Raw genomic sequence first — 25,735 nt, forward strand, 5'->3', positions numbered from 1 at the left:
ATTAACTTTTATTCGACACATGCAAAAAATTTCCTGCTGCTGATCGAGCCATCTTTCCAAATTACTTCCTTTACAAAGAAAAAAATGAAGCGTATAGTATTTATTTAGCTAGGTAAATAATTTTAGGAGGTAGATAGTGATGAATCCAATTTTCCATGCTTTATTCCAAAAAAATCGCTATTTAACTAATTGCTTAAATGAAGTGCTGAAGCAGCATCATTTATATAGTTCTCAGTGGACCATTTTATATTGCTTACATAAAAATGGACCGATGACATTGACGCAAATTTGGAAATATTTAAATGTGGAAGCGCCAAGTATCACAAGAGCGATTACAAGGCTTGAGGCATTGGGCTGGGTACAACGATTAGATGGTGAGGATAAACGAGAAAAGATAGTGACTTTATCCACACAAGCAGAGGAGCGCCTACCAGCCATTACAGCAACTATTCGAGCGTTTGAGGAGGAAATGGTAGGATCTTTAACTGCTGAGGAACAAGAGCAATTTCTAAAGCTATTGGAAAAAATGAAAGGTTGATGGACATGCAGCAAGAAGAGAATACACAAATATGGACGAAGCGTTTCATTAGTCTATTTTTAACGAATATCTCAGTTTTTTTTGTATTTTATGGACTTGTAACGACTTTGCCGCTTTACGCAATAGGGGAGCTACATCAGACAGATAAGGAGGCAGGGCTTCTATTGTCTGGTTTTTTATTGTCAGCAATCATTGTACGCCCGTTTTCAGGAAAACTGTTGGATGTATTCGGTAAGAAAAAACTGTTGGTCCTCTCAATCGTGGGCTATTTTATATGTACCGTCTTATATTTATTTATTCATCCATTCGGACTTTTACTTGGTCTACGTTTTATACAAGGGATTTTCTTTAGTATTATTACAACAGCTGCAGGATCTTTAGCGGCTGATATCGTTCCAGCTAAACGAAAAGGGGCAGGCCTTGGCTATTTCACGATGTCTACAAATCTAGCTGTCGTTATTGGTCCATTTATCGGACTATTATTAATACAATATAGTACCTTTAACGTATTGTTCATCGTTATGAGTATCTGTATTCTAGCAGGAGGAATTCTAGCGTTAACGGTCAATACCGATGATTTACCGAAACCTGCACATGAAGGAAAACTAACCTTTAAATTTGATGATTTGTTTGAGCGAAAGGCGTTACCTGTTGCTGCAATTGCTAGTTTAGTAGCCTTTTCGTATGCCAGTGTTTTATCCTTTTTATCGGTCTATGCACAGCAAAAGGGTTTAATGGCTGTGGCCAGTCTTTTTTATGCCGTGTTTGCTGCATCCATGTTAATTACGCGTCCGTACACAGGTAAACTTTATGATACGAAGGGGCCACAATTTGTTATTATTCCTGGCATTATCTCCTTCGCCATCGGGCTCGTTATGCTCGCTTTTGTAGAAGGGCCCGTATTATTTTTGAGTGCTGCTATTTTTGTAGGCTTCGGCTATGGTGCTGTGACGACAAGCTTGCAAGCATTAGCCGTTCAATCCACAGCCATACAGCGAAGTGGCTATGCTACAGCAACCTATTTTACGATGTTTGACCTTGGGATCGCACTAGGTTCCTATATTTTAGGAATGGTAGCCGTGCAGGCAGGCTATGCTTCAGTCTACTTGTCAGGTGCAGGCTTACTAGGGGTTGTCTTTATTATTTATCTATTACGACTTGCAAAGATGAAACCGAAAAAGGTAGTGAATATATAGTAAAACAGTTGAGCCTGTCCCAACTGTTTTTATGATTATAGGCAATCATGTAGCGTCTCCGTTTTTGACCAAAATATGGTATAATAAGAGAGTAACTAGATAGAGGTTTCATGGGCGGTTGGCACAATTTTAACCTATCTCATTCAACTTATTGAAGAGAAAGGAGTTGATGCCTTTGACTATTTTTGAAGCAATAATGGTTGCAATAAGTCTTTCTACACTTATTGTTTCTGTACTTGCATTGTCATTTACTTTTACACAAAAAAAGTAAACCGCCCCTGCCTCGCCAGCATGTGAGATGGTTTACTTTCATCACTTTGCAAATCGCCTTTGAAGCGATTCGTCTTGTTACTAGGACCATTGGTGTTCCAGCACCAATGGTCTTATTTACTTATATACATCTTCACTAAGAATTATAACATGGATAAACAGTTTTTTTCAAATAATGTAAATTTAATTGTCATTGACTACAATGATTTTTGAGGATTCAGTTGGTAGCGTGGAACCTAAATGGCTTGAGTGGGCAAAACAAATACAATCAATTGCACAGGCAGGACTAACTTATTCGAAGGATATTTATGACTTGGAAAGGTTTGAATCATTAGAGAAATAAGCGTTGACAGTATAGCACACCATACAGAGATTGATAAGACAGTTATACGCGATTTATTTGCTCATGAGACGGGTTATGCCCAAAATTAGATATTCGGGTAGTGGTTTTTAGTGACAATAAAATATGAATGGTTAAAGAAAAGATGGATGGTGATTGGTCATTACCAGGTGGCTGGGGCGACATCGACCTTACGCCTAGTGAAGTAACCATCAAAGAAACAAAAGCAGAATCGGGATTTAATGTAAAAGCAATCAAACTCATAAGTGTATTTGATAAGAAGTGCCCCCCTCATCCACCATCTCTCTACCATGCCTATAAAATGTTTATCCAATGTGAAATCATTGGAGGACGTGCAGAAGAAGGTATGGAAACTAACGCTGTTGCGTTCTTTGCAGAAAATGAACTGCCCTCTCTATCAATGGCTAGAAATACAAAGTCACAACTAAAGTTAGCTTTTCGTCATTTAAATAATCTACATTTACCTACCTATTTTGATTGATATCTCAAGCTGAATAATATGAATTGTATATTTGACGATTAAAGGAGAGCCGCTCAAACCTGCTTTCCTTTTTTATTGTTTTCCTTGAATTTGTATTTGACATCAAGTGTGCATAAAGGAAAACACTAAGAAAATCTTAAGAATTGATGTCTGAGTTTGTTAAGATTTAATTAGTATTATATCCTTATACGAATCCTATAGGGGTGATTGACATGAACCTAAAGCGGTGGAGGAGTGAATGTAGTTGAACATTTTGATTTGTGATGATGATAAAGAAATTGTTAGGGCGATTAGCATTTATTTAGAAAATGAGGGCTATCAAGTATTCAAAGCTTACAATGGGATAGAGGCAATCGATCTTATTCGGGATCACGTTATTCATCTCATTATTATGGATATTATGATGCCAAAAATGGATGGGATTACGGCGACGATGAAGATTCGGCAAGATAATATGATTCCGTTAATTATGCTTTCTGCTAAATCGGAGGATTATGACAAAATACTGGGTTTAAATATCGGAGCAGATGATTATATGGCTAAGCCGTTTAATCCATTAGAACTTGTGGCTAGAGTGAAATCGCAGCTCAGAAGGTATACGACCTTTGGAAGTCTCGAGAGAAGTAGTGCTGTATTTCAAACGGGTGGTCTTGTGATTGATGATGAACAAAAAGTCATTACTGTTGATAAACAAGAGGTTCATTTGACACCAGTGCAATATAAAATCTTAAAGCTTCTGACAGCCAATGCTGGAAGAGTATTCACGATTGAAGAAATTTATGAAAAGGTATGGAATGTCAGGGCTATTAATCCTGAAAATACGGTTTCGGTTCATATTCGAAAGATTCGAGAAAAAATTGAAATTAATCCAAAAGAGCCGAAGTATTTAAAAGTTGTATGGGGAGTTGGGTATAAGGTTGAGAAAGTTGAGAAGTATTAGTCATGCACTTATTACGAAAGTAGTTGTGTTTCTAATTGCTGTCGCTTGTTTAACTGGTATAGCGAGAGTAATGATTAACATGGAATTTAATGAGATTCATCTTAGTAGTATAAATCAAGATACCTATTTTGAAAGCCGAGCATTCGCAGATGAAAGTTACAGCATTATTGCTCCTTTAGCGCAATTAATCGGAAAATATAAAAGTGAAGAATATATTTTAAGTGGAAAGACACTAACAGGAGAGGATAATAGAAGAATCGAAGAGGAATTATATTATGATTTCCGTAATTCTTACAGATATAATCCTAATGTGAGTGAAGAGGAAAATAAGCACATCTATCAAGAAAACTATGCAAAAGACATTGCTAGAACAAAAGATGAAAGTATGAAAGAACAGGTAAGAAATTTTTATCAATTACGCAGTACGCTCGAAGCCTATGAAGGAATTGTGTTTTATGCAAGTGACGGTGAACATGAGTTCTCCAATAGTGATCTCACTAAGAAAGAGCAATTTGAATCCTTTGATGCATATATGTTATTTGAAGATTATCAACAAAAGCTTTACCCAAATGAAGTGAAAGAAAGTCAATACTTAGATTATTTTACACACGAAGTTAACATGTTGAACCCACAGACAGATGTTATTTATGTGGCTTTTAAAGACTCTTACCTACAGCAAAAAATATCGGAATGGGAAAAAGATAAAGCGGCTGCCCAAGGTTTTCTGAATGAATGGATGGTATTTCTAGCAGGATTTATTTTTTGTTTTGTATATTTAATTATAGTTATTGGAAGAACGCCATTTGATAAAGAAGAAATTCATTTCCATGTCATAGATAAACTTTATAATGACCTTAATATTGTGCTTATCGGTTGCTTAACAGCGATGTGGATCGCCATGATTGTTGAAGTCTTCCGTGATATGTACATGTTCTTCACCGTGCCTATTTTTATCATTGGCTTACTATTGATTTTATCACTCGTAAAGCATATTAAAAATAGAACGTTCTTTCAGCATACACTCCTCTATCAACTTTTCAAAAAGCTATTTATTTTAGTGAAACATGTTTTTGACAGTGGCAGTACAGGCGTGAAAATTGTGCTACTAGTAATTGGCTATCCATTAGTAGTAGCGGCTACGTTTTTCATGTTTCCTATTACGATGGGGATAGCTGCCTGGTTGGCAATGAGAAAGGTGAAGTCGTTTAACCGCATTAAAGAGGGCGTAGAGCAAATTAAAAATGGAGATCTTCATCATCGAATTGAAGTTGATGGAAATGGGGAGTTTCATCAACTTGCAGAAAATATTAATCGTATTACAGATGGGTTAAAAAAGGCAGTGGATAGTGAAATCAAGAGTGAGCGTTTAAAAACAGAACTTATTACGAATGTTTCGCATGATATTAGAACGCCTTTAACGTCAATTATTACGTATGTTGATTTATTGAAATTAGAAAACGATCCTAAAATGATTGCAGAATATGTAGATGTGTTAGATCAAAAATCGAAAAGACTCAAGCTTTTAACGGATGATTTATTTGAAGCGGCTAAAGCATCAAGTGGTAGTATACCTGTTCAGTTAGAACGGATTGATATCGTATCATTGCTAACGCAAGGAATTGGAGAAATGGATGAAAAAATTGAAGCCTCATCCTTAGATTTTAAGTTAGCCCATCCAACAGAAAAAGTGTATGTGAAGGCTGATGGTAAGCTCCTATGGCGTTCCATCGAAAACTTATTCTCGAATATTTTTAAATACGCACTGCCTACATCAAGGGTATATATTGGTGTGGAAGATTTAGGGAATGAAATACTTGTGACATTTAAAAATATTTCAGCTTATGAATTAAATATTTCAGTTGATGAGTTAATGGAACGCTTTAAACGAGGCGACGAATCAAGGTCAAGTCAAGGTAGCGGATTAGGGTTGTCGATTGCTGAAAGCCTTATTCACATCCAGAATGGCAAATTCTTAGTTCAAGTAGATGGTGATTTATTTAAGGTCATGATTTATCTACCGAAATTTCCAAATGAATAGTTTAATAAAGGAATAGGATCCACGCGTATCCTATTCCTTTTCTGTTGTTGAAAAAAGATCATGTTACTAGAAAAAGACCTTTTAGCAAGGTGAGGGGTTGATTTCCGTTTCGCCAGCGTCCTTGCCAGGGGGCATCCGATGAGCCGCTTCACTCACTTCCGTTCGCTCCAGGTTCTCCTCTGTGACGCTAAATCCCCTAGGAGTGACGCTGGCTCCACTCCAATCAACCATTCTGCAAAATGTCTTTACTTTTTCCATCATAGCGATCAAATAGCCCATTATTTGTATTCTTAGAGAGGATAAGCTCTTATTTTCAATGTGGAGAAGTTATGCGTGACAACACCTCTTCATAAAGAGTAGTGAATAACTTCACTTTATTTGAAAACCTTTTCTAAAAAGGTAACACTTTTGTAGGTTTGCGTGGAAGGCTTGACTCCCGTAGGATAGCCTCTAAACGAAGAGGGAGCGGAGGAAGCGGCTCGGCGCTCGCCCATAGGAAAGCAAGTAGCCTGCAACGGAAATCCATTTTCACCTTTCACAAAAATTCTATTGATTGTTTTGTTTTTCAACACTATAAAAGGAATAGGATCCATGCATGTCCTATTCCTTTTCTGTACGTAAAGACCTGTACAAAAAGAGAGCCAACTTAGTTAAAATTGTTTTGTAAAAACGCTTTTGTACGGTCGTTTTGAGGGTTTGTAAAGAAGTTGTCTGGATGATCGGATTCGATAATTTGACCACCATCCATAAAGACGACCTTATTTGCTACCTCTCGTGCAAAGCCCATTTCGTGTGTTACCACAATCATCGTCATCTGATCCTCTGCTAGGCTTTTCATAACCTTTAATACTTCGCCTGTCAGCTCAGGATCTAAGGCAGAGGTAGGTTCATCAAATAATAAAATTTGAGGATTCATCATTAGGGCACGTGCAATTGCTACACGTTGTTTTTGGCCACCAGAAAGATTGGCTGGATAAGCCTTGGCCTTGTCGGCAAGACCAATTTTTTGTAGTAAATCTTGACAGCGTTTTGTAATGGCCTCTGTCGATTCTGTTTTTAATAAGCTTGGTGCCATTTCAAGGTTTTGCTGAACGGTTAAGTGGGGGAACAGGTTAAAGTGTTGAAAGACCATTCCCATTTTAGCTGTAATTGCTTTGATGTCCTGTGGCTTTGTATATTGTCCATCTTGCACTAAATAATCGCCATCTACTACAATACTGCCACCATCGATTTCTTCTAAATGTATTAAGCTTCGAAGCATTGTACTTTTCCCAGATCCAGAGGGACCGATAACTGCAATGACATCATTCTTTTCTACCGAAAATGTAATTTGTTTCAGAACCTCCACCTGATCGAAAGATTTCTTCAAATTTGTTACTTCCATTAATGCCATATGTGTCACCTCTATTCGAATTTAAAGCGTTTTTCTAGCCATTTAAAGAATACGGTCAATACAAGGGTCATGACTAAGTAAATTGCACCAGCAATAAAGAACGGTGTAATTGTGAAGTCACGATTGACAGCTGTTTGCGCAAAATGTAGTAATTCTGGAACAGCAACTGCATAAAGTAGGGCTGTATCCTTAATTAGTGTAACGGATTCATTTGATAATGCGGGTAAGGCGACGCGAAACATTTGTGGCAAAATAACACGTGTCGTCGTTTGCCATTTGGATAAGCCGAGTACCTGGGCTGCCTCATATTGTCCTTTATCGATGGCAAGAAGACCACCACGGAATATTTCTGCAAAGTAGGCAGCATAATTTAAAATAAAGCCAAGACAAGCGGCCACAAAACGATCGAGTACTAAATATTCACCGATTACTGGCAGCATAGGTAAACCGAAGCAAATCAATAATAATTGTAGTAATAGTGGTGTACCACGCATGATATAAATATACGTATGTGCAAGCCAAGCGAGTGGTTTTATCCGACTTTTTACGGCGAGTGTTAGTAAAAAGCCGAATGGAATCGATACCAGAATGGCGATGAAAAACAGTAAAACTGTCATTTTTGCCCCTTCTAGCATCGGTAATATCATAGTTTGCCAGTAATCCGCCATAACGATGTCCCTCCAAAAAGAGTAAGAGTTCCGCTAAGGAAACTCTTACAGTTGATGTATCCTGTCATTATTTTAATACTTTATCTTCACCAAACCATTTTGTTGAAATGTCAGCCGCAGTACCGTCTTCATTCATTTTGTCTAACGCGGCTTGTAGTTTTTCTAATAAGGCTTCATTTCCTGGTTTCACACCAATACCGTATTGCTCAGGTGCGAGTGATTCCTCTAATAATTTGAATGTGTCAGGCTCTTGCGTCATGTAATATTCTGCAACTACAGCATCAATTACCACAGCATCAACACGGCCTGTTTTTAAGTCTGATAATGCTAAAACATTATCCGCAAATTCTGTAATTTTTTTCACTTCTTTGTGAATTGGGTTACCGTTTAATGCATCGGCCGCAGAAGAAAGGGATTGAATACCTACTTCTTGTCCAGCTAAATCACTTAGCTTCGTAATCTTTGAATCTGCCTTTGTTATCACAACTTGAGAGTTTTCAAGATAAGGCTTTGTAAATAAAACTTTTTCCTTACGTTCATCTGTAATGGTATAACCGTTCCATATTAAATCAATACGTCCACTTAATAATTCAGCCTCTTTTGTTTTCCAATCGATTGGCTGGAATTCTGCTTCAACGCCCATATGCTCTGCTGCAGCTCGAGCTAAATCAATATCGAATCCAACGATGTCATTTTTATCATCGCGGAAGCCCATTGGTGCAAATTTATCGTCGATTCCAATAATAATTTTTTCTTGATCTGCTGCTGTTTCGTCTTTTTCTGCTGTCTTTTCTTTTGAAGAGCCGCACGCTGCTAAAACGATGACAGCTGTCAGCATCATAAATAAAGTCACTACACGTTTCATTTTTGTTTCCCCCTATAATCTATCACTTTCACTTGCTAAACTACTAATGTGTTAAAGGATAACATCGTCCTCAAACAATGTCAATATCGTTTTGGATTAATCAGAAAATGAGTGGCGTTTTCTAGCATTTTTTTGAATATCATAAAATAATGAAATTGGGGGATAGTAAATAACTGAAGAATAGGGACAAGAAAAAGGGACTGCTCCAATAGAACAGTCCTGGGAAATGAGGCTAGGCATTTTTGCTTTGGATTGCTTTTCGTGCCAAGGCATCAGCCGCTTTGTTTTGTGAGTCGGGCACCCATTTGATAAAGAATAAATCAAAGCTAGTGACAAGCGCTAAAGCTTTTTCTAAATAAGGTTTAAATTCCTCATTTTTCACATATTCTTTTTCCATAGAAGCCACAACGATTTTGGAATCGGAACGCACCGAGACAAGAGGGGAGCCTAGCTTTTGTGCTTCTTCAAGACCACGAACCAATGCCGAAAATTCAGCAATATGGTTGTTTGTCTCACCAATATACTCGCTGATTTGGATATGGTGACCTTCACCTTTAATAAATACTCCTATCCCACTTGGCCCAGGATTTCCTGCACTGGCAGCATCTATATAAACTTCTAACATATTATCCCTACTTTGCGTTTTGACTTCATTATAATTGTACAACAAGGCTATGGTTTAAAGCATCCTTGTGAGCAATTCGTGTTGAAAAAAATACGTAGGAAGTAAACAAAATAGTTGCTTGTTGAAATTGAACGCTTCATAATAGTAGGAAGTGAATTTTGGACGTGAAAGGAGCGAGAGTTCTACATGGATAAAGTGACGGTTATGAAGGATATTGATGAACTGCATGATACGTATTGTTCGGATTGCTTAGTGATTAAGCAATTACGTAAAGAACGTGGTAAACCAGGGGCTCATCGTTTCTGCATTGAAGCCTGTTCAGTTGGAGAAAAGCTACAGTTCCTAGGGGAAGAACTTTTAAAAGTTTATAGTAAATAAACATATGAGAAAAAGCTACATGTATTAGCAAATACATGTAGCTTCTTTAATTGTCATGATTATTTCGTTTCAGCATAGCTGCTTAGATCTTGGTAATACTTTGTAAGAGAGGAAGCCGAAATATCAAATGTCGCAGCGATTTCTTTTACGGTCATAGAAAGGGACTCAAACAGCTCCTTTTCCTGGCCATAACGAATTGCACCAGCTGCAATGGCCGCTTCCTTACGGGCAGTCGGTTGACCTTCAATTAAATAGTCCTCTAAAAGCTCAAGCATCGGTGCTGTTTCACGCTCATTTTGCTCTAGGAAGTCTTTTACTTGTGTCAGGACATTGCTCTCAAAGTTTGAAAATTCCTCACCTTTATAGCCATTTGATACTAATAACTCCCAAAATGCTAGGTGCTCTTCTTTTAAGAAGGAGCCAGCCTTCTTCTCTGAAGCCTCAAAGCGCTTCTTGAATTCTTCAAAGACCTTCGCATGATCCTCTGGGAAGAAAATCAGTGTAGACACAGCTAAATAATGAGCCGATTTCTTCGTTCCATCTGGTAAAATGAAGGCAAATACATGCATACCTTCAGGAATCGGTTTGTTATTTTCACGTCGAATATAAAGCTCATCATTTGTAAGTATATGATTAGCCTTGAAATATTTTTCCTCAACAACAGACACCGTACCAATAAATAAAGTAGGCTGAGACCAATCTTCAAGTACTTTGACTGTAGAAGGTCTTACCGCCTTTTTCTTCGTTTTCTTCAAATAATTTTTCCAAATAGATGGCTCTTGGTGGAAGAAAAAGTCGTCTAAAGCGATGGCTTCAATTAGCTCTCGCTGTAAAACGCTCTCTAATTTAGGCTGCCATGTGCCCACATGCTCAATATAGGCACGAACATCTTTACGTTCTGGATATTCTAAGTAAAATGTTTGTAGCACACGCTCTAATTCTTCGATTTGTACTGTTTCCACTGTTACTTGTTGTTTGCCTTCACAACATTTTTTATATTTTTTGCCGCTACCGCATGGGCATGGATCATTACGTTTTACCATAATTAGAACACTTCCTTTAATCATTGTTAATCGTATATTGCTAAATAATTTGCGTACTCTTAATAATAACGGTACTTTTGTATGAAGAAAAATGATTGTCTATTTTGAAATATCTAAAAAATATAGAGGGACGCCCTGATTCTAGTATATGTACGTATTTTTCTACTTAGAACTAAAAAAAGAAAACGATCTATACCTTGAATAGGCAGGACCGTTTTCTAGTTAAATTATTGTTGAACCGCTTCGATTTCAACTGTCAGGCGTTCAAGCTCATCAATTAAATGGCCAATGTAGGCAATTGTATCACGAAGTGGTTGGTCGGTCGTAATATCAACACCAGCCATTTGCGCTAACTCCACTGGTGATTTTGTACCGCCAGCCTGAAGAACGGCTAGCCAATCTTCAACAGCTGGAGCGCCCTCTTTTAAAATACGTTGAGACACTTGTGTGGAGATGGTTAACCCTGCACTATATGTGTATGGATAAAGGCCCATATAATAGTGCGGCTGACGCATCCATGTGAGTTCAGCGCCTTCAGAAATAACGACTGTATCTCCCCAGAAATCTTCCAGCACGGAACGTTTTAATTGATTGAGGATGGTTGCATTAACTGCTTCTCCAGCATCAATTAATTCATATACTTTGCGTTGATAGGCAGCTTCTAGTAAATGTGTCACAAAGTTATGATAATATGTTTTCGCTACAATATTGGAAATTACCCAACGTTTAAAGCGTAGATCTTCATTATGTGTTAGTAAATAATTCGCTAACAGCATTTCATTCATTGTTGATGGCGCTTCAATAAAGTACAAAGATGGTCGACTATTAAGATAAGATTGATGTTCATAAGTATTTGCAAAATGCCCAGCATGACCAAGCTCATGAATAAGTGTAAAGACTTCATTCATTTGTTCATTCCATGACATTAAAATATAAGGATGGCTACCATACGGACTTGAACAAAATGCTCCTGTAGATTTTCCCTTGTTTGGAGCATAGTCAATCCAACGTTCATTAAAGGCTCTCTCCATTAATTGATTATAGTCTTTACCCATAACGGCTAATGCCTTTTCAACATATTCTTTTGCCTCAGCCATCGATAATCTTGGATCATAATCCGGGTCAAGTGCAATTTTTAAATCTGCAAATGTCATTTGGTCGATTCCGTTGGCTTTTTGGATTAACGTTGCATAGCGACGCATATGTGGGGCAAGCTCTTTTGTAATTAAATCAATTTGACGATTATAAAGTGAACGATCGACATCCTGATCAAATAGTAAATAGTCAATGATAGAATTAAAGCCTCTTAGGTCAGCCATTGTTTTTTCTTGTTGAATATGTGTGTTATATACTTGTGCCGTTGTATGCTGGTAATCGCGTAGCTTGCTTGAAAAAGCTTGAAAGGCAGCACGGCGTACATCTGTATTTACTTCAAACTCCCAGTCATTTTCGTAAAGCACGAAGCTAAGGGGATGCTTTTCACCATTGGCTTCAAATTCGCCAAAATCCATGTCCACTAATTTCGTCGTATTGTACGTTTTATATGGCGCGTCAAATGTGGCACTGAAGGCTGCCAGCGCTTTTTCGACTTCAGGATGGAGCTGGTGTGGTTTTCGTTTTAATAATTCCTCTAGATATCGTTTGTAAAGAGGGCTTAATGTCGCTGCTTCTTGTAAAACAGCTTCATCCAATGCCAGTAACTCGCTGCGCACGAAGGATAGTGCACTGCTGACTTTTCCGATAGCTGTACCAAACTTTGCAGCACGCATTTGTGCTACATCATTTGTGCGATCTGTCTCAAGATTTAAGCTTGCATATGTGCCAATCGGAACAAACTTTATTTGTAGCTCTTCAAAGGCTGTTAACACGTCGATTACTTTTTGTGCATGTGTAATCGTACCTTTGTATTGCTGCTCAAAGCTAAGTGCATCTTCCACTAATTGGGCTAAGGTAGGTTCAAAATCAGCCTCATTGCACAATAAATCTGTTAAATCCCAAGTTTCCTCTACTGCAACATCTTTTCGTAATGGTAAAACTTTCATTTATGGACACCCCTTTACATATAAGTGATTTCATTATAACGAAACTATTTCGGAAAGTGAAATAATTTCATAGAATAGTTTAAATATTCTTACTCTAAATCGTTTCTCATGAAGGATGTTTGAAATATTGTCGGTCGGGAACAATGAGTGTATAGCCAACATCTTTTATGACTCATACTAATGGCTAGAACAAGACATATTGGAGGAGAAATTGATTATGGCACAAAACTTAAACAAACAATTAAATAAGTTAGTGGCGACATGGTCTGTGCTTTATACAAAGCTACACAATTATCATTGGTATGTCACAGGTCCAGCCTTCTTTACACTGCATGCAAAATTTGAAGAGCTATATAATGAAACAACATTGAATTTAGATGAAATAGCAGAGCGTATTTTATCAAAGGATGGCAAGCCAGTGGCAACATTAAAAGAGCATCTAGAGCTATCCTATGTAGAGGAAGCAACAGGTGAAGAAACGACAGAGGACATGGTTGCAACGACAATCTCAGATTTCCAAAAGCTGATGAAAGCATTAAATTCTACAATGGAGCTAGCCGCAGAAGAAGGAGACGACCGTACAGAGGATTTACTCAATGCCATGTATCAGTCTCTTGAAAAGCATACATGGATGTTAAAAGCCTTTCTTGACAAGTAAACATTGACAATTTGCATGCTGGAGAAGACATTCTCTCGAACTGACCTAGAAAAGTGAGACAAATAAAAACACCTTTCGTTGAAAAACGGGTATAAGCATACCAAACAATCAACGGAGGTGTTTTTTCTATGGGAACAAGAGTAAGCTATCCAATAGAAATAAAAATGAAAGCAATTGAAATGAGATTAGCAGGAATCCCGGTCAAACAGGTATTAGAAGAATTAAAGATTAAAAATAAAACACAATTGAAAACATGGATGTGGTGGTATCGCAAGGGAGAAATACATCGATTACACCAACCTGTGGGGAAACAGTACGCTTATGGAAAAGGGCCTGAACATGCATCAGAAGAAGCTCGTTTACAAGCTGAAAATCGTTATTTAAAACAACAAATTGAAGTGCTAAAAAAGTACGAAGAATTGGAAAGGAAGTGGTTGGACAAGTACTTGTAGAGGCTGTTGAAGAATTGAAGGGACAGATGCCTATTCAGACAATTTGTGAATTCCTAGGGGTTTCACGCGCTACCTATTATCGTTGGAAAAAAGAACTGGGGAAAATCTCTAAAAAAGAGTTGCGTGATCAAGCAATCGGAAAAGTTTGTGCAGCCCATCAATTTCGTTATGGTTATCGCAAAATCGCTACGTTTTTCTCAGGTATTAGCGAAAAGACAATCCAACGTGTGATGCAAAAATATAATTGGTCATGTCGTGTAAAAGTGAAGAAACGAAAACGTACAGGGCAGCCCGCACAAATAGCTGATAATAAATTGGCTCGAGATTTTCACGCAGACCAGCCCTTACAGAAGCTCGTAACAGATATTACTTACTTGCCTTTTGGACAATCTGTGTTGTATCTTTCAAGCATTATGGATTTGTTTAACGGTGAAATTATTGCGTATACAATTGGTCCTGTTCAAGATACGAACTTTGTCTTAGATACGCTTCATCAACTCCACCATCTTCCAGAAAGGGTTACCTTGCATAGTGATCAAGGCTCTGTATATACATCGTATGACTATCAAAAAGCAGTAAAAGAAAAAGGAATTACCATGAGCATGTCTCGTAAAGGCACGCCCGCAGATAATTCCCCAATCGAAACGTTTCACTCCTCGCTAAAGTCAGAAACGTTCTACCTTGACGGCATACACAGCACAACGAATGCATGTGTAAAACAAATCGTCGAAGATTATATTACTTATTATAACAATATCCGTATTCAAACGAAACTAAACAACCAGTCGCCCGTTAAATACCGGCAACTGGCTGTTTAAAAGGTGTTTTCTTACTGTCTCAAAAACGACAGTCAGTGCCTCTCCAGCATGCTTTTTTTCTGCCCAACGCGTTATGTCAAATCAGCAACATAGTTTAAGGCAATTTAACAATTATTACAGTTTAGTAAAAAGGGTTTGTTTGTGTGTAGAGCGGGTAATTACCTAGTAAGCCATACAACATAGGAGGAATTGAACATGATGAATGAACAAAATCCAAAAATTGAGGTGGCCCATACAAGGGATGAAATGCTTCACATTTTAGAGAATATGCGAATGGAAGGTTATCACCAAGACGATATTCATATTATTGCGAGAGATCCCCAACAGTTTGAGGATGTAAAATGGGATGCCGATGTGCAAACGCATGAGGCTGGAAATTGGGTAGACCAATTTAAATCTTGGTTTACAGGCGACTCAGCCGTTACAGAGGGTTTAAAACGATTTAATCTGTCTGAGGGACAAATCGCTTACTATGCGCATCTTGTAGAACAAGGAAGTATTGTCTTATACGCAGAACATGAGGATGATGTTGATACACTCCAAACATATCCAGAGACTGCTGAAGAGCAAGAGGAGCGTTTAAGAAATCAACAGCGTATGGCAGAGGCAGAGCAATATAGAAGATTTTTATAATGAGTCAAACTAGCGAGATATGACTATTTCTCAATCGTTTGAATATAGACAAAGTCGATTCTTTCGACTTTGTCTATTATTTTTTCTAGCGTTTCTTGAAAAGAAGGGCAGTTTTTTAAATGCCATCTTTATATTTAGAAATGTTATTCTTCGCATTTAGTATTGAAAGAATAGGATCACTTGTTTTCTTTTTAAAAGGTTGCGAAAACAGGTCTTGTAATTTAGTAGATTCCCCAATGTCAGGACTTTGTTTAGTTTCCATGAGGAGAACCCTTTGTCCTGTTGGTTTGACAAGGTATTGACGTACATAGCCATTTTCGTGTCTGACCTCAATTTTCGATTTGCTCTTTTTTTCGTCTTCCACTTCACGGTCATCCACATGTCTCATTAAATCCAGTAAGTTTTGTGTTTGAATCGGTTGATTGTCCTTGGTTGGTAAATAATGTGTTGTATGTAAGGTTTGAATTTGCATGTATGAATCTCCTTTATTTTCGTTCTGTAAAAATTATACTATTTTACAAGTAATCGTGCTATAAATTCAATACATAGTAAAAGGAAGCTTGAGAAATAACTCTAAGCTTCCTTTTTTATTCAAATACACTATCTTATTGTATGACTTTTTCCTGTGCATCCTTTTTCATAAAACGTAGTACATGGAAATGCTCTAATTGTGCTACTAAATTCCCTATAAGAATGAAGCTGCCACCAATTATTAATTTCATTGTTATGCCTTCTCCGATAAACATCATGGCAAACATAGCGGCAAAAATTGGTTCTAAGGAGAATATAAGACCTGTATGTGTAGCAGAAGTATACTGTTGTGCAACAGTTTGACCAACAAAGCAAAACGCACTACAGATGATGCCAAGCCCTAAAATAGCAATCCAGGATATTGCTGAATTTGGCAATGTTGGTGTTTCGAATAGAAACGTTAACACAAGTGCATAAATACCAGCAAAGCCAAGCTGATAAATTCCGTATGAAATGGACTCTACATTTCGTGTAAATGAGCTATTTAAAAGTAAATAAATTGAATAACATAATGCAGCAATCGCTACTAATAAATCACCTTTATGGAAAGTGAATGAGCCGTGTGCTGTTAAGACGGTAATACCAATCATGGTACAAATGATCGCAAAGCTAACTGCTCGAGAAGGTAATTTTTTTTCAATAAAGCTGCTGAAAATCGGCACTAACACGACCGTTAGGCTCAAGATGAAGCCAGCATTTGAAACAGAAGTAGATTGTAAACCAAATAAACTTAACGCGAACACAATGAATAATAAAAATCCTTGAATAGCCGCATATTTTAATGTTTTACCATTTACTTTGATCATCCGTTTGTAAAAAATAAGTCCTGCTACGAAAAATGCGATGATACAACGTAATGCCACCACATTATAAACTGCCAACGTTTCTAGCCCCATGACCATAAAGGTATAAGAGAGCCCCCAAAACATTGTGACAATAACCATCAATACATTTGCTTTTCCTTGGATACTCATTATGTTCACCTACCATCTGTGTACTAAAACAGTTTTATACTAAAAATTACTATATATCTTGTGTTGTGATTAGTAAAACGAATGTTTATAATGAATAGGATTAAAAAAATTCATGTATATAGAGGGATTGCGGATGAGCTTAGTTAAATATGAGATTTTAACAAAGGTGGCAGAGGTGGCAAGCTTTACAAAAGCAGCTGATGCGCTAGGGTTAACACAATCTGCTGTGAGTCATGCCGTGTCGAGTTTAGAAAAAGAGTTTGGCTTTGCGCTCATTCATCGAAGTCGTGTGGGTGTGACATTAACGAGTGAGGGACAAACAATGCTAAGGGCAATGCGTCAGGTTTTGGATGCTCAGGAATTATTGCAACAGGAAGCAGCTCACATTCATGGCGTGACAAGAGGTAAGGTTCGAATTGGTGTGATATCGAGTATTTCTTCCAATTGGATGCCAGAAATTGTTCGGATTATGGATAATCAATTTCCAGGGATACAGGTGGAGTTACGAGAGGGAGATTACTATGAAATTGAACAATGGCTCTTAAGTGGTGAAGTAGAAGCAGGGTTTTTGAATGGTCAAAAGTCAGAGCAATATCAGTTCACTGAGCTCCAACAAGACCCATTATTATGTATTGTTTCGGATAAAAGTCCATTGTTTGATAAGACAGAAATTGATATCGTAGATTTAGAGGATATGCCATTTATCATGACTTCCTATAAAGGGACAAATGATGTCAAGGTGCTATTAGAGCAATATCATGTCAAGCCGAATATCCGCTTTGAGCTTTCTGAGGAGGTAGGGATTCTTTCCATGATTTCTCATCATTTAGGGATCAGTATATTACCTCAGTTGGTTATTCAAAATTTACCGCCAACATTGAGAGCGATTCCGTTAAAGCAAGGTGGCTACCGAACGATTGGTATTGCCATGAAACACCATGCTTCGCCAGTCACAAAGAAATTTGCAGAGATATTAAGTGCTTGGCTAAAAGAACAAAACAGCTCCCTAAAATAGTGGCTATTGAAGCCTATCCTTACATTACGTTAAAATAGTATTTGTATATATTTCAGAAAATAGGTGAGTGTATGGGGACATTACAGGGCAAAACCGTACTCATTACAAGTGGGGGAACACTTGAAAAATGGGATCGTGTACGAGGTCATACGAATTTATCAAAAGGCACAATGGGGTGTTATTTAGCAGAGGCGGCGCTGTCTGCTGGCGCTAACGTAGTTTACATGCATGGTTACTTTGCACAGCTCCCAGAAAACCAAAATGATATGACATTGATACAATTTGAAGGTATAGAGGATTTAGGACAAAAGGTGCGTCATGCAGTTCAACAACATGTCGACATCGTCATTATGGCGGCTGCTGGCTCTGATTGGGTCATTGACAAAGTGTATGATCAATCAGGTAATTTAATGGAGGAAACGGGGAAAATGCCTTCTGACGAACCACCTATTATTCATTTTAAAAAAGCGCCAAAAGTATTAGGTCAAATTAAGGGATGGCAACCGAATGTAACGTTAGTAGGCTTTAAGCTCGAAGCAACTAATGATGAGGAATTTTTGTTAGCTCGTGCCAGACTGCGTATGGAAACAGCCAATGCTCAATTTATGGTAGCAAATAGCTCTCAGTCTTTATATGGGGGGGATGAACCTCATTGGATTGTACCTGCTGATGGACAGCCTCTTAAAGTAATGGGCAAGCAAAAAACAGCAGAAGCTTTAATGTTGTATTTACAAAATCAATAAATGTGAACTGTGTAGAGAAACATTTCTACACAGTTTTTTCTTGTCTAAAAGGATAGGATCCTATAATATTTACTTAACGGTCGGTAAAAAAGGAGGGTAATAATGGGAAATAAAGAACAAACTTTTCAAAAGATTATAGAAATTGCTTATGGGATGTTTGCGGAAAATGGGTTTGAAAAAACAAGCTTAGCAATGATTGCTACAGAGGTCGGTATTTCAAAACCAGCCATTTACTATTATTTTCAATCAAAAGATCAATTAATTGCTTTCATATTTGATGAATTATATAAAGAAATTCAACATGATGTCGCTGTGGATTATAAAGAGCTTTCTTCCGCTAATTTTAAGGAGGAATTACTTAAGCTAGGCTATAATTCTATTGAGGCACAGGACAAGGACCCTTATTTTAATAAAATATTTAATCAATATGTACTATTAGCAGCTCGCGATGAAAACTATAAAAGACAATTAGTAGAGCTAGAAACCAGCTTTTTAACCAGCTTTGTTGCTATCCTACGATATGGCGTACAGCTAGGAGTGCTAGAGGATACTCCCCATCTAGAAGCGAAGGCCCAGATGCTAGCCCTGGTCTATGATAATATCGGTAATTTCATGTTAACAGGCAACCAATTGAACTATCGGGCTATTTGGAAGGAGGCAGTACATAGCGTTATTCAAGGGGGCAAAAATGATAAAGGGAAATAATGATCGGCGCATTGAAGGTCTTGATTTTGCAAGAGCTCTCGCCATGCTTGGCATGTTCATTGTCAATTTTGGCGTCATAACAGGTTCTACAACGAATGGTTCAAGATGGTTAATTGCCTTCCAACATCTTTTCGAGGGACGTGCTTCGGCCGTATTTGTCATGCTAGCAGGGATAGGGACAGCCTTCATGACTCGTCAAGCTAGAGAGAGTAAGGACCCAATCCTTCTTCGTCAGAATCGACTTACTTTGTGGAAGAGGGCGCTTTTGTTATTTACGATAGGGATAATATTGTATGCGATCGGCTGGACGGGAGATATATTACATTATTATGGCGTGTATATGTTTGTTGCTGCTTGGTTGATTGCCCAATCCAAGAAAATGATGATCTTCATAATTGGTGCCATCCTTATCCTTTCACAATGGCTCCAAATTCAATTTAGTTACCTTGCTGGTTGGCATCCAACATATGTGTTACTAGAGTATCTTGATTTTTGGACACCAGCAGGATTTATAAGAAATTTGATGTTTAATGGCTATCACCCTCTATTCCCCTGGATTTGCTTCTTTCTGATAGGTATGGTAATGGGCACATTAGATTTAACAAATCATACATTAAGAAAAAACTTACTGGTGACAGGTTTATTGCTAGTTATCATGACTGAGGCTTGTTCAAGGTTATTCATTAAGCTGACAACCATTCATTTATTAGATGTAGAGAGTGCATTGTATTTATTTGATACAGGACCGATTCCACCGAATGTGATGTATGTCCTATCTAATTCGGCTTCGGCTATTGTCATCATCGTGGGCTCCATCTATCTTGTAGAGACATGTAAAAATAAAGTAATTCAATCTTTCATATTAACAGGACAAATGTCTTTAACGCATTATGTTGGCCATGTTGTTATAGGCATTGGAATACTAATTGTTTGCCAAAGGCTGGAGAACCAAACACTTGCTTTTTCCATGCTGTATGCCTGCTGTTATTTTTTAGGATGTGTCGTTGTTTCTGTATGGTGGAGGGCTAAACATCATCGAGGCCCACTTGAATTCATGATGAGGAAATGGAGCTTGTAATAAATTAATGGATTGCCATCTATTTCTCACTGACTAGGCATAAAATACTTTAGGTAAAGGGAGTCTTTTAATCTAAACGACATATTGCATAGTATTCAGCTAGGTTTTCTAATATTTTGTATTGACATTCCTATAGCAGAATTATAGAATTATTTTCAAGAAACGCAGTACTCTTATCAAGAGAGGTGGAGGGACTTGGCCCAATGAAGCCTCGGCAACCGAAAAACAGGTGCCAAATCCAACAGATGGTGTCTGAGAGATAGGAGGGGCTATCAATCAGTTTGATGCGTTGGCCTCTTTATGAACAATAAGGATAAAAAAGAAGGGGTGTATCGTATGGCTCAGTCAGTAAAAGTAGATGATAAGAAACTAGAGGCAATTGCGAAGGCGATTCAAAATCTTGAATTTGGTGAAGTGCATATTACGATTCAAGATGGTGTGATTGTGCAAATTAATAGGCTTGAAAAGCAGAGATTTCCGCAGAAAAAATAACAATGATTTCAGTAGAACTTATGTCAAACGGCCACCTATAAGCATGAAGGATTTCCTGTGCTTACAAGTGGCCTTTTTTTGTGTAAAGGCTAGCTATAAAAGCTTTTTGGTATGGGACCGATATGACGGCGATGATACAGCAAAGGCTCTTTTTGAGCATTTGTAATGTCTACGACCTGCCCAATAAAAATGGTATGGTCGCCAGCATCGATTTGCTGAAATGTTTTACATTGTAAATTAGCTGCGGTATCATGTAAAATCGGTAGTCCTAAAGAGGAAGTTGACCATGATGCTTGTGCAAAGCGATCAGGGATTTTACTAGCAAATAGTGTACATAAATGCTCTTGATCACTCGCTAAAATATTGACCGCAAAATTTGGCGCAGTCGTGAAATAGGGATGGAGCTGAGATTTTTTATCGAGTGACCACAAAATAAGGAGCGGGTCGATTGAAACAGATGCAAAGGAATTGACGGTTAAGCCAATCGGTTTTGTGTCATGACATGTCGTGACAACTGTTACGCCTGTAGGATAATTACCTAATGCCAATTTAAAAGCAGCTACTAAATCTGTCATTCAAATCACCTCTTTATGAAATTAGTGAACGGAGTTTGTAGGTAAACGAAACTTTTTTTCATATCCTACTAGTAACTCCTTTTCTTGAGTAAATTTTAAACTAATCAAACATACAGGTAAAGGTAATGGGGAAAGAAAGGGGAATGGCCATGACTTTATATTTTGATCATCTGGTTCATCAAGTGGAGTCACCAGAAAATATAAAGGTTTTCTTCAATAAACGAAATGTCCATACAGTGAATGGTGGGCAGCACACGATGTGGGGGACTTATAATACGTTAAGCTACTTTGGCTTAAGCTACATTGAACAAATTGCTATCTATGATCGTGATTTATTTGAGCAAGCGGCACAATACCCATATTCCCTACATTATACGTTTAAACGTGATCAAGAGCGCCAGGGATTTTCTCGAATTGCTCTGCGCACAAAAAATATTGACGAAGAGGGTCGACGCTTGCGAGCATTGGGCTATGAAGTATATGGACCAGATGCATGTAGCAGAACAAGACCAGATGGCACGGTGGTAGAATGGAAGCTACTGCATTTTGGTAAGCCAGATCTGCCAATTGATTTTCCATTTTTAATTGAATGGGCGGAGGAAAATGAAGAGCGTTTGGTTCAATTAAAGGCAAGTGGTGCCATTGATGTAAAACAGGCTATCACGATGGAATCCGTCCAATTCTACGTCAAGGACATGCAGGCAACAGTAAAACTGTGGCAAGAGGTGTTACAGCTACCAGTGCCTACGCAGTATGAGCAGTATATGTCACTACAGCTACCGAATATGCGTTTAGATTTCTATGAGGAAGAGAGTGCGATGGCAATGACACTTGGCCATGTCAAAGAGGGACCATTTGGTGTGACATTAAAGGATCCTAAACGAACAAAGGAAACATTAGTTTGTCCTGGTGCTTTTTATTGGATAAATCGATAATGAGAAAAAGGCTGGAACATAAGCTAAATAATCTCTAAATTAACAAAACATGACAACTAGAAAAACCGAACTATTCCAAAACACTTCGTGAGCATTTCAGTGGATAGTTCGGTATTTTTGTTGGCTGAAACACTTTTGACCCAGCCACTTTACATAGTGTTGAAAACAAAAATATCCATAGAATTTCTAATGCAGGCTACTTGCTTTCCTGTGGGCGAGCCGCTTCCTCCGCTATCGCTACAATCCACTCACTTTTTAGCAAAGGTGTTCACTACTCATTTTATCGAGAGGTGCTGTCACCCATCACTTTTCTAAAAGGTCTTTTTCTAGTGACATGATCTTTATTCAACAATGGAAAAATCCACTTCATCAGAGAAGTGGATTTTCGTTGCCAATAATTATTCAATTGTCATTTTTTTCGGCGTTTCTGTACCTGTATACCAATCAAATTCAATTTCAAATGAATGCTTGTCGCCCTTTTTTGTATAGGAGTAGTCGATTTTGAGCTGTTCACTTGGGCTGACAACTGTTGGCTCTGTGCCTTGAACAAAAGTGAATTCACCATTTTCTTTAAGCTTTTTTGCAATCGTTTCCAGTGTTGTTGCAAATTCTGCTACACTTTGTCGTTCTTTATGCTTCAAAATAACTTCAGTCATTGGTTTTTGCATCGAAATCCCTCCTTACGTATTGTTACTTCTATTATAGCATGGAGGGGGCATTCAGCTTAAAACAACACAAAAAGCGGATGAAGAAAACGATGCACTTCCTAATCCGCTGCTAATCTGGAACTACACGGATAGCCCCATTATGCTTATAGTTTTACAACATTTGATGCTTGGGGTCCACGATTGCCTTCCACAACATCAAATGAAACCTTTTGACCTTCTTCAAGTGTACGGAAGCCTTCCTCCTGGATGCCCGTAAAATGAACAAATACATCTTCGCCATCATCACATTCAATAAAGCCATAACCTTTTTCATTATTGAACCACTTTACGATCCCCTGTTGCATAAGCATTCGCCTCCAATGCGCTTGAATGTAAAATAAAGTTAAATAAATGGTGCTCTCATTGTGAAAATGTGAAAAAATTGCATTTTCTCTTAGAACATACAGGAATTGAGCAAAGATGTCAATTGATTGACGAAATGCTTGTATATCTGGCTTTCTTTTTTTTCACAATTAAGACTATAATGGAAATGAACAACATAGAAAGTAGGATGCCAAATGACAACGAAAAATCAACCATTATCAGATTTAGAAATCGCTAGTCAAGCAGTGATCAAACCTATTACGGAAATTGCCAATGCTGCGGGTATTCCAGAGGATGCTCTTGAGCAGTATGGACGCTACAAAGCAAAGATTGACCCATTAAAAATTACTGCTCAGGGCGAGGATGCAAAGGTAGTATTAGTATCAGCTATTAGTCCAACCCCTGCTGGTGAAGGAAAGTCGACTGTGACTGTTGGACTGGCAGATGCCCTTCATCAATTAGATAAGAAGGTGATGGTCGCATTACGTGAACCATCATTAGGTCCAGTCATGGGCGTAAAAGGTGGCGCAACTGGCGGAGGTTACGCACAAGTTATACCAATGGAGGATATTAATTTACATTTCACTGGCGACCTTCATGCGATTACAACAGCTAACAATGCTTTATCCGCATTTATTGATAATCATATCCACCAAGGAAATACACTCAACATTGATCCACGACGCATTATTTGGAAGCGTGTCATGGACTTAAATGATCGTGCCCTTCGTAAGGTAGTGGTGGGATTAGGTGGTCCTGTTCAAGGCATGCCGCGTGAGGATGGCTTTGATATTACGGTTGCCTCTGAAATTATGGCGGTATTCTGTTTAGCAACAAGCATTGAGGATTTACGTGAGCGCATCGCTAGTATCGTGATTGGCTATACTTTCGAGCGTGAGCCTGTCTTTGTGCGTGATTTACAGGTAGAAGGTGCCTTAACACTTTTATTAAAAGATGCCTTCAAGCCAAACTTAGTTCAAACATTAGAGGGAACACCTGCTATTATTCATGGTGGTCCATTTGCGAATATTGCCCACGGCTGTAATTCCATTATGGCGACTCAAACCGCTCGTAAGCTAGCTGATATTGTGGTGACAGAAGCGGGCTTCGGCTCTGATTTAGGTGCTGAAAAATTCATGAACATTAAAGCTCGTAAGGGAGGCTTTAAACCAAGCGCAGTTGTCATTGTAGCGACAATTCGTGCCCTAAAAATGCATGGTGGTGTTCCAAAAACATCACTTGTCGGTGAAAATGTGGAAGCACTTCTACAAGGGATTGAGAACTTAGCTAAACATGTAGATACAGTTCGTACATTTGGCGTTGAACCAATTATTGCCTTGAATCGTTTTATCACGGACACAGAGGCTGAGCTAGAAGCCGTTCTGCACTGGTGTCAAGAAAATCATGTTCGCATTGCCCGTACAAATGTCTGGGAAGAGGGCGGTAAAGGTGGTCTAGCCTTAGCTGAGCAAGTACTAGCTGTGCTAGAGGAAGAAAACAACTTCTCTCCTTTATATGATGTAACAGAGTCGATTGAAGAAAAGGTGCGTACGATTGTGCAAAAGGTATATGGCGGGAAAGATGTACAATTTACAGACCAAGCCAAAAAACAAATTGCCCAAATCGAAAAATTCGGCTGGGACTCTCTTCCAATTTGTATGGCGAAAACCCAGTATTCTTTATCAGACCAACCAAGTTTACTTGGTCGTCCAGAAGACTTTACCATCACAATTCGCGAAGTTATTCCAAAGCTTGGTGCAGGCTTCTTAGTTTGTCTAACTGGCGATATTATGACAATGCCAGGACTTCCAAAAGCACCAGCTGCTCTACGCATGAATGTCGATAATGAAGGACATGCGGTAGGATTGTTCTAAACGATATTAAAGCTGCCTAACTAAATGGGCAGCTTTTTTTGATAATTTTGGTAAACATCGTTCGCAAAATCATCAACTGTCTACAACTCAAATATGGTATAAAAGTAAAATTTAGGATGATTACTTTATCTACCCCTTGAGTAAAAATTCGAAAATATTAATTTTTTTAAGATTCTAGTGAAAACTAGGATCTTTTTTGTGTTGCAAAAAAATCATGAGAACTTTCCTTATATAAATGTGTTTGGTATTTTTTATCAATATTTATCTGATATTGGAAAGATAGAGCGGATTTTTACAACGAAGGATAATTGTCAAATGAATTTTTATTTAAAAAATACATTGAATTTTCTTTTTATTTTAAATATAATTTATTTAATTCTAAT

The 25,735-nt window shown here is 38.0% G+C and carries 26 protein-coding genes, 1 pseudogene and 1 riboswitch; of the genes and pseudogenes, 16 read left to right on the forward strand and 11 right to left on the reverse strand.

The window, feature by feature from the left end:
- The first annotated feature begins 139 nt into the window (after positions 1–139).
- The 5 genes and pseudogenes from PSR12_RS08015 to PSR12_RS08035 all read left to right on the forward strand — a co-directional run bounded on the left by PSR12_RS08015 (position 140) and on the right by PSR12_RS08035 (position 5,824).
- Positions 140–538, forward strand: coding sequence for a MarR family winged helix-turn-helix transcriptional regulator (locus tag PSR12_RS08015; RefSeq protein ID WP_004269373.1), 399 nt, complete (start codon positions 140–142; stop codon positions 536–538).
- A 5-nt stretch (positions 539–543) separates the two neighbouring features.
- Positions 544–1,734: an MFS transporter gene (locus PSR12_RS08020; protein ID WP_370635370.1), complete on the forward strand. Its 1,191-nt coding sequence runs from the start codon at positions 544–546 to the stop codon at positions 1,732–1,734.
- Between the two features lie 499 nt (positions 1,735–2,233).
- A pseudogene (locus tag PSR12_RS08025) lies at positions 2,234–2,846 on the forward strand (NUDIX hydrolase).
- Positions 2,847–3,090: 244 nt separating this feature from the next.
- Positions 3,091–3,786 carry a response regulator transcription factor gene (locus PSR12_RS08030; RefSeq protein WP_004269376.1) on the forward strand — a complete coding sequence of 232 codons (696 nt, stop codon included), beginning with the start codon at positions 3,091–3,093 and terminating at the stop codon, positions 3,784–3,786.
- A complete protein-coding gene (locus PSR12_RS08035; RefSeq protein ID WP_274772518.1) occupies positions 3,764–5,824 on the forward strand; it encodes a sensor histidine kinase in 2,061 nt (686 codons plus the stop codon). The genes PSR12_RS08030 and PSR12_RS08035 overlap by 23 nt, the downstream gene beginning before the upstream one ends.
- Before the next feature lie 646 nt (positions 5,825–6,470).
- On the opposite strand, the gene PSR12_RS08040 is transcribed toward PSR12_RS08035, so the two are convergent.
- From PSR12_RS08040 to PSR12_RS08055, 4 genes are all read right to left on the reverse strand, one after another.
- Entirely contained in the window at positions 6,471–7,217 is a 747-nt protein-coding gene (locus PSR12_RS08040) for an amino acid ABC transporter ATP-binding protein (protein WP_274772520.1), read from the reverse strand.
- A gap of 11 nt (positions 7,218–7,228) precedes the next feature.
- A complete protein-coding gene (locus PSR12_RS08045; RefSeq protein WP_004269380.1) occupies positions 7,229–7,885 on the reverse strand; it encodes an amino acid ABC transporter permease in 657 nt (218 codons plus the stop codon).
- Positions 7,886–7,952: 67 nt separating this feature from the next.
- Positions 7,953–8,750, reverse strand: coding sequence for an amino acid ABC transporter substrate-binding protein (locus PSR12_RS08050; RefSeq protein ID WP_257521788.1), 798 nt, complete (start codon positions 8,748–8,750; stop codon positions 7,953–7,955).
- Between the two features lie 232 nt (positions 8,751–8,982).
- A complete protein-coding gene (locus PSR12_RS08055; RefSeq protein ID WP_274772523.1) occupies positions 8,983–9,375 on the reverse strand; it encodes a ribonuclease HI family protein in 393 nt (130 codons plus the stop codon).
- Positions 9,376–9,561: 186 nt separating this feature from the next.
- On the opposite strand from PSR12_RS08055, the gene PSR12_RS08060 reads away from it, so the two are divergent.
- The gene (locus PSR12_RS08060) at positions 9,562–9,753 is read left to right on the forward strand and encodes a zinc-finger domain-containing protein (RefSeq protein ID WP_004269383.1); all 192 of its coding nucleotides are present in this window, start codon (positions 9,562–9,564) and stop codon (positions 9,751–9,753) included.
- A gap of 59 nt (positions 9,754–9,812) precedes the next feature.
- On the opposite strand, the gene PSR12_RS08065 is transcribed toward PSR12_RS08060, so the two are convergent.
- Positions 9,813–10,796, reverse strand: coding sequence for an SEC-C domain-containing protein (locus PSR12_RS08065; RefSeq protein WP_221680734.1), 984 nt, complete (start codon positions 10,794–10,796; stop codon positions 9,813–9,815).
- Between the two features lie 227 nt (positions 10,797–11,023).
- The gene (pepF, locus tag PSR12_RS08070; protein WP_274772526.1) at positions 11,024–12,838 is read right to left on the reverse strand and encodes an oligoendopeptidase F; all 1,815 of its coding nucleotides are present in this window, start codon (positions 12,836–12,838) and stop codon (positions 11,024–11,026) included.
- Between the two features lie 217 nt (positions 12,839–13,055).
- Between pepF and PSR12_RS08075 the strand changes: the two genes are divergently transcribed.
- The 3 genes from PSR12_RS08075 to PSR12_RS08085 all read left to right on the forward strand — a co-directional run bounded on the left by PSR12_RS08075 (position 13,056) and on the right by PSR12_RS08085 (position 15,399).
- Positions 13,056–13,496, forward strand: coding sequence for a Dps family protein (locus PSR12_RS08075; RefSeq protein WP_004269386.1), 441 nt, complete (start codon positions 13,056–13,058; stop codon positions 13,494–13,496).
- A 128-nt stretch (positions 13,497–13,624) separates the two neighbouring features.
- A protein-coding gene (locus PSR12_RS08080) for an IS3 family transposase (RefSeq protein WP_257521392.1) occupies positions 13,625–14,766 on the forward strand; the annotation gives its coding sequence in 2 pieces (ribosomal slippage) (positions 13,625–13,898 and positions 13,898–14,766; 1,143 coding nt in all).
- Between the two features lie 195 nt (positions 14,767–14,961).
- Positions 14,962–15,399, forward strand: a complete 438-nt coding sequence (locus tag PSR12_RS08085; protein ID WP_048390084.1) for a general stress protein — start codon at positions 14,962–14,964, stop codon at positions 15,397–15,399.
- A 115-nt stretch (positions 15,400–15,514) separates the two neighbouring features.
- Here PSR12_RS08085 and PSR12_RS08090 read toward each other — a convergent pair whose 3' ends face one another.
- Both PSR12_RS08090 and PSR12_RS08095 read right to left on the reverse strand, forming a co-directional pair.
- Positions 15,515–15,871, reverse strand: coding sequence for a hypothetical protein (locus tag PSR12_RS08090; RefSeq protein ID WP_257521789.1), 357 nt, complete (start codon positions 15,869–15,871; stop codon positions 15,515–15,517).
- A gap of 133 nt (positions 15,872–16,004) precedes the next feature.
- Positions 16,005–16,904 carry a DMT family transporter gene (locus PSR12_RS08095; RefSeq protein ID WP_274772531.1) on the reverse strand — a complete coding sequence of 300 codons (900 nt, stop codon included), beginning with the start codon at positions 16,902–16,904 and terminating at the stop codon, positions 16,005–16,007.
- Between the two features lie 133 nt (positions 16,905–17,037).
- On the opposite strand from PSR12_RS08095, the gene PSR12_RS08100 reads away from it, so the two are divergent.
- The 5 genes from PSR12_RS08100 (at position 17,038) to PSR12_RS08120 (ending at position 20,937) form a co-directional block, all read left to right on the forward strand.
- Positions 17,038–17,919: a LysR family transcriptional regulator gene (locus PSR12_RS08100; protein WP_048390089.1), complete on the forward strand. Its 882-nt coding sequence runs from the start codon at positions 17,038–17,040 to the stop codon at positions 17,917–17,919.
- A 71-nt stretch (positions 17,920–17,990) separates the two neighbouring features.
- Complete coding sequence (locus PSR12_RS08105) at positions 17,991–18,662, forward strand: phosphopantothenoylcysteine decarboxylase domain-containing protein (RefSeq protein WP_274772534.1); 672 nt, start codon at positions 17,991–17,993, stop codon at positions 18,660–18,662.
- Between the two features lie 102 nt (positions 18,663–18,764).
- Complete coding sequence (locus PSR12_RS08110) at positions 18,765–19,367, forward strand: TetR/AcrR family transcriptional regulator (RefSeq protein ID WP_274772536.1); 603 nt, start codon at positions 18,765–18,767, stop codon at positions 19,365–19,367.
- Positions 19,351–20,445 carry a DUF418 domain-containing protein gene (locus PSR12_RS08115; protein ID WP_274772538.1) on the forward strand — a complete coding sequence of 365 codons (1,095 nt, stop codon included), beginning with the start codon at positions 19,351–19,353 and terminating at the stop codon, positions 20,443–20,445. The genes PSR12_RS08110 and PSR12_RS08115 overlap by 17 nt, the downstream gene beginning before the upstream one ends.
- A 170-nt stretch (positions 20,446–20,615) precedes the next feature.
- Positions 20,616–20,711, forward strand: a riboswitch (SAM riboswitch).
- A gap of 70 nt (positions 20,712–20,781) precedes the next feature.
- The gene (locus PSR12_RS08120) at positions 20,782–20,937 is read left to right on the forward strand and encodes a YezD family protein (protein ID WP_004269393.1); all 156 of its coding nucleotides are present in this window, start codon (positions 20,782–20,784) and stop codon (positions 20,935–20,937) included.
- A gap of 89 nt (positions 20,938–21,026) precedes the next feature.
- On the opposite strand, the gene PSR12_RS08125 is transcribed toward PSR12_RS08120, so the two are convergent.
- The gene (locus PSR12_RS08125) at positions 21,027–21,512 is read right to left on the reverse strand and encodes a flavin reductase family protein (RefSeq protein ID WP_221680738.1); all 486 of its coding nucleotides are present in this window, start codon (positions 21,510–21,512) and stop codon (positions 21,027–21,029) included.
- Positions 21,513–21,661: 149 nt separating this feature from the next.
- Between PSR12_RS08125 and PSR12_RS08130 the strand changes: the two genes are divergently transcribed.
- Entirely contained in the window at positions 21,662–22,447 is a 786-nt protein-coding gene (locus PSR12_RS08130; RefSeq protein WP_221680739.1) for a VOC family protein, read from the forward strand.
- Between the two features lie 398 nt (positions 22,448–22,845).
- On the opposite strand, the gene PSR12_RS08135 is transcribed toward PSR12_RS08130, so the two are convergent.
- Together PSR12_RS08135 and PSR12_RS08140 are read right to left on the reverse strand one after the other, a co-directional pair.
- The gene (locus tag PSR12_RS08135) at positions 22,846–23,115 is read right to left on the reverse strand and encodes an amphi-Trp domain-containing protein (RefSeq protein ID WP_274772541.1); all 270 of its coding nucleotides are present in this window, start codon (positions 23,113–23,115) and stop codon (positions 22,846–22,848) included.
- Positions 23,116–23,258: 143 nt separating this feature from the next.
- The gene (locus tag PSR12_RS08140; protein ID WP_004269397.1) at positions 23,259–23,459 is read right to left on the reverse strand and encodes a cold-shock protein; all 201 of its coding nucleotides are present in this window, start codon (positions 23,457–23,459) and stop codon (positions 23,259–23,261) included.
- 213 nt (positions 23,460–23,672) lie between these two features.
- Between PSR12_RS08140 and PSR12_RS08145 the strand changes: the two genes are divergently transcribed.
- Positions 23,673–25,352 carry a formate--tetrahydrofolate ligase gene (locus PSR12_RS08145; RefSeq protein WP_257521794.1) on the forward strand — a complete coding sequence of 560 codons (1,680 nt, stop codon included), beginning with the start codon at positions 23,673–23,675 and terminating at the stop codon, positions 25,350–25,352.
- The last annotated feature ends 383 nt before the right edge of the window (positions 25,353–25,735 follow it).

The sequence above is a fragment of the Lysinibacillus sp. G01H genome, assembly GCF_028872195.1.
Taxonomy (GTDB): domain Bacteria; phylum Bacillota; class Bacilli; order Bacillales_A; family Planococcaceae; genus Lysinibacillus; species Lysinibacillus capsici.

Coding starts and splice junctions, on each gene's coding strand:
- PSR12_RS08045 (WP_004269380.1), bottom strand. CDS start 7,885: ATGGCGGATTACTGGCAAACTATGATATTACCGATGCTAGAAGGGGCA.
- PSR12_RS08130 (WP_221680739.1), top strand. CDS start 21,662: ATGACTTTATATTTTGATCATCTGGTTCATCAAGTGGAGTCACCAGAA.
- PSR12_RS08135 (WP_274772541.1), bottom strand. CDS start 23,115: ATGCAAAAACCAATGACTGAAGTTATTTTGAAGCATAAAGAACGACAA.
- PSR12_RS08140 (WP_004269397.1), bottom strand. CDS start 23,459: ATGCAACAGGGGATCGTAAAGTGGTTCAATAATGAAAAAGGTTATGGC.
- PSR12_RS08115 (WP_274772538.1), top strand. CDS start 19,351: ATGATAAAGGGAAATAATGATCGGCGCATTGAAGGTCTTGATTTTGCA.
- PSR12_RS08040 (WP_274772520.1), bottom strand. CDS start 7,217: ATGGCATTAATGGAAGTAACAAATTTGAAGAAATCTTTCGATCAGGTG.
- PSR12_RS08145 (WP_257521794.1), top strand. CDS start 23,673: ATGACAACGAAAAATCAACCATTATCAGATTTAGAAATCGCTAGTCAA.
- PSR12_RS08085 (WP_048390084.1), top strand. CDS start 14,962: ATGATGAATGAACAAAATCCAAAAATTGAGGTGGCCCATACAAGGGAT.
- PSR12_RS08075 (WP_004269386.1), top strand. CDS start 13,056: ATGGCACAAAACTTAAACAAACAATTAAATAAGTTAGTGGCGACATGG.
- PSR12_RS08110 (WP_274772536.1), top strand. CDS start 18,765: ATGGGAAATAAAGAACAAACTTTTCAAAAGATTATAGAAATTGCTTAT.
- PSR12_RS08065 (WP_221680734.1), bottom strand. CDS start 10,796: ATGGTAAAACGTAATGATCCATGCCCATGCGGTAGCGGCAAAAAATAT.
- PSR12_RS08060 (WP_004269383.1), top strand. CDS start 9,562: ATGGATAAAGTGACGGTTATGAAGGATATTGATGAACTGCATGATACG.
- PSR12_RS08100 (WP_048390089.1), top strand. CDS start 17,038: ATGAGCTTAGTTAAATATGAGATTTTAACAAAGGTGGCAGAGGTGGCA.
- PSR12_RS08050 (WP_257521788.1), bottom strand. CDS start 8,750: ATGAAACGTGTAGTGACTTTATTTATGATGCTGACAGCTGTCATCGTT.
- PSR12_RS08015 (WP_004269373.1), top strand. CDS start 140: ATGAATCCAATTTTCCATGCTTTATTCCAAAAAAATCGCTATTTAACT.
- PSR12_RS08095 (WP_274772531.1), bottom strand. CDS start 16,904: ATGAGTATCCAAGGAAAAGCAAATGTATTGATGGTTATTGTCACAATG.
- PSR12_RS08125 (WP_221680738.1), bottom strand. CDS start 21,512: ATGACAGATTTAGTAGCTGCTTTTAAATTGGCATTAGGTAATTATCCT.
- pepF (WP_274772526.1), bottom strand. CDS start 12,838: ATGAAAGTTTTACCATTACGAAAAGATGTTGCAGTAGAGGAAACTTGG.
- PSR12_RS08090 (WP_257521789.1), bottom strand. CDS start 15,871: ATGCAAATTCAAACCTTACATACAACACATTATTTACCAACCAAGGAC.
- PSR12_RS08120 (WP_004269393.1), top strand. CDS start 20,782: ATGGCTCAGTCAGTAAAAGTAGATGATAAGAAACTAGAGGCAATTGCG.
- PSR12_RS08105 (WP_274772534.1), top strand. CDS start 17,991: ATGGGGACATTACAGGGCAAAACCGTACTCATTACAAGTGGGGGAACA.
- PSR12_RS08020 (WP_370635370.1), top strand. CDS start 544: ATGCAGCAAGAAGAGAATACACAAATATGGACGAAGCGTTTCATTAGT.
- PSR12_RS08055 (WP_274772523.1), bottom strand. CDS start 9,375: ATGTTAGAAGTTTATATAGATGCTGCCAGTGCAGGAAATCCTGGGCCA.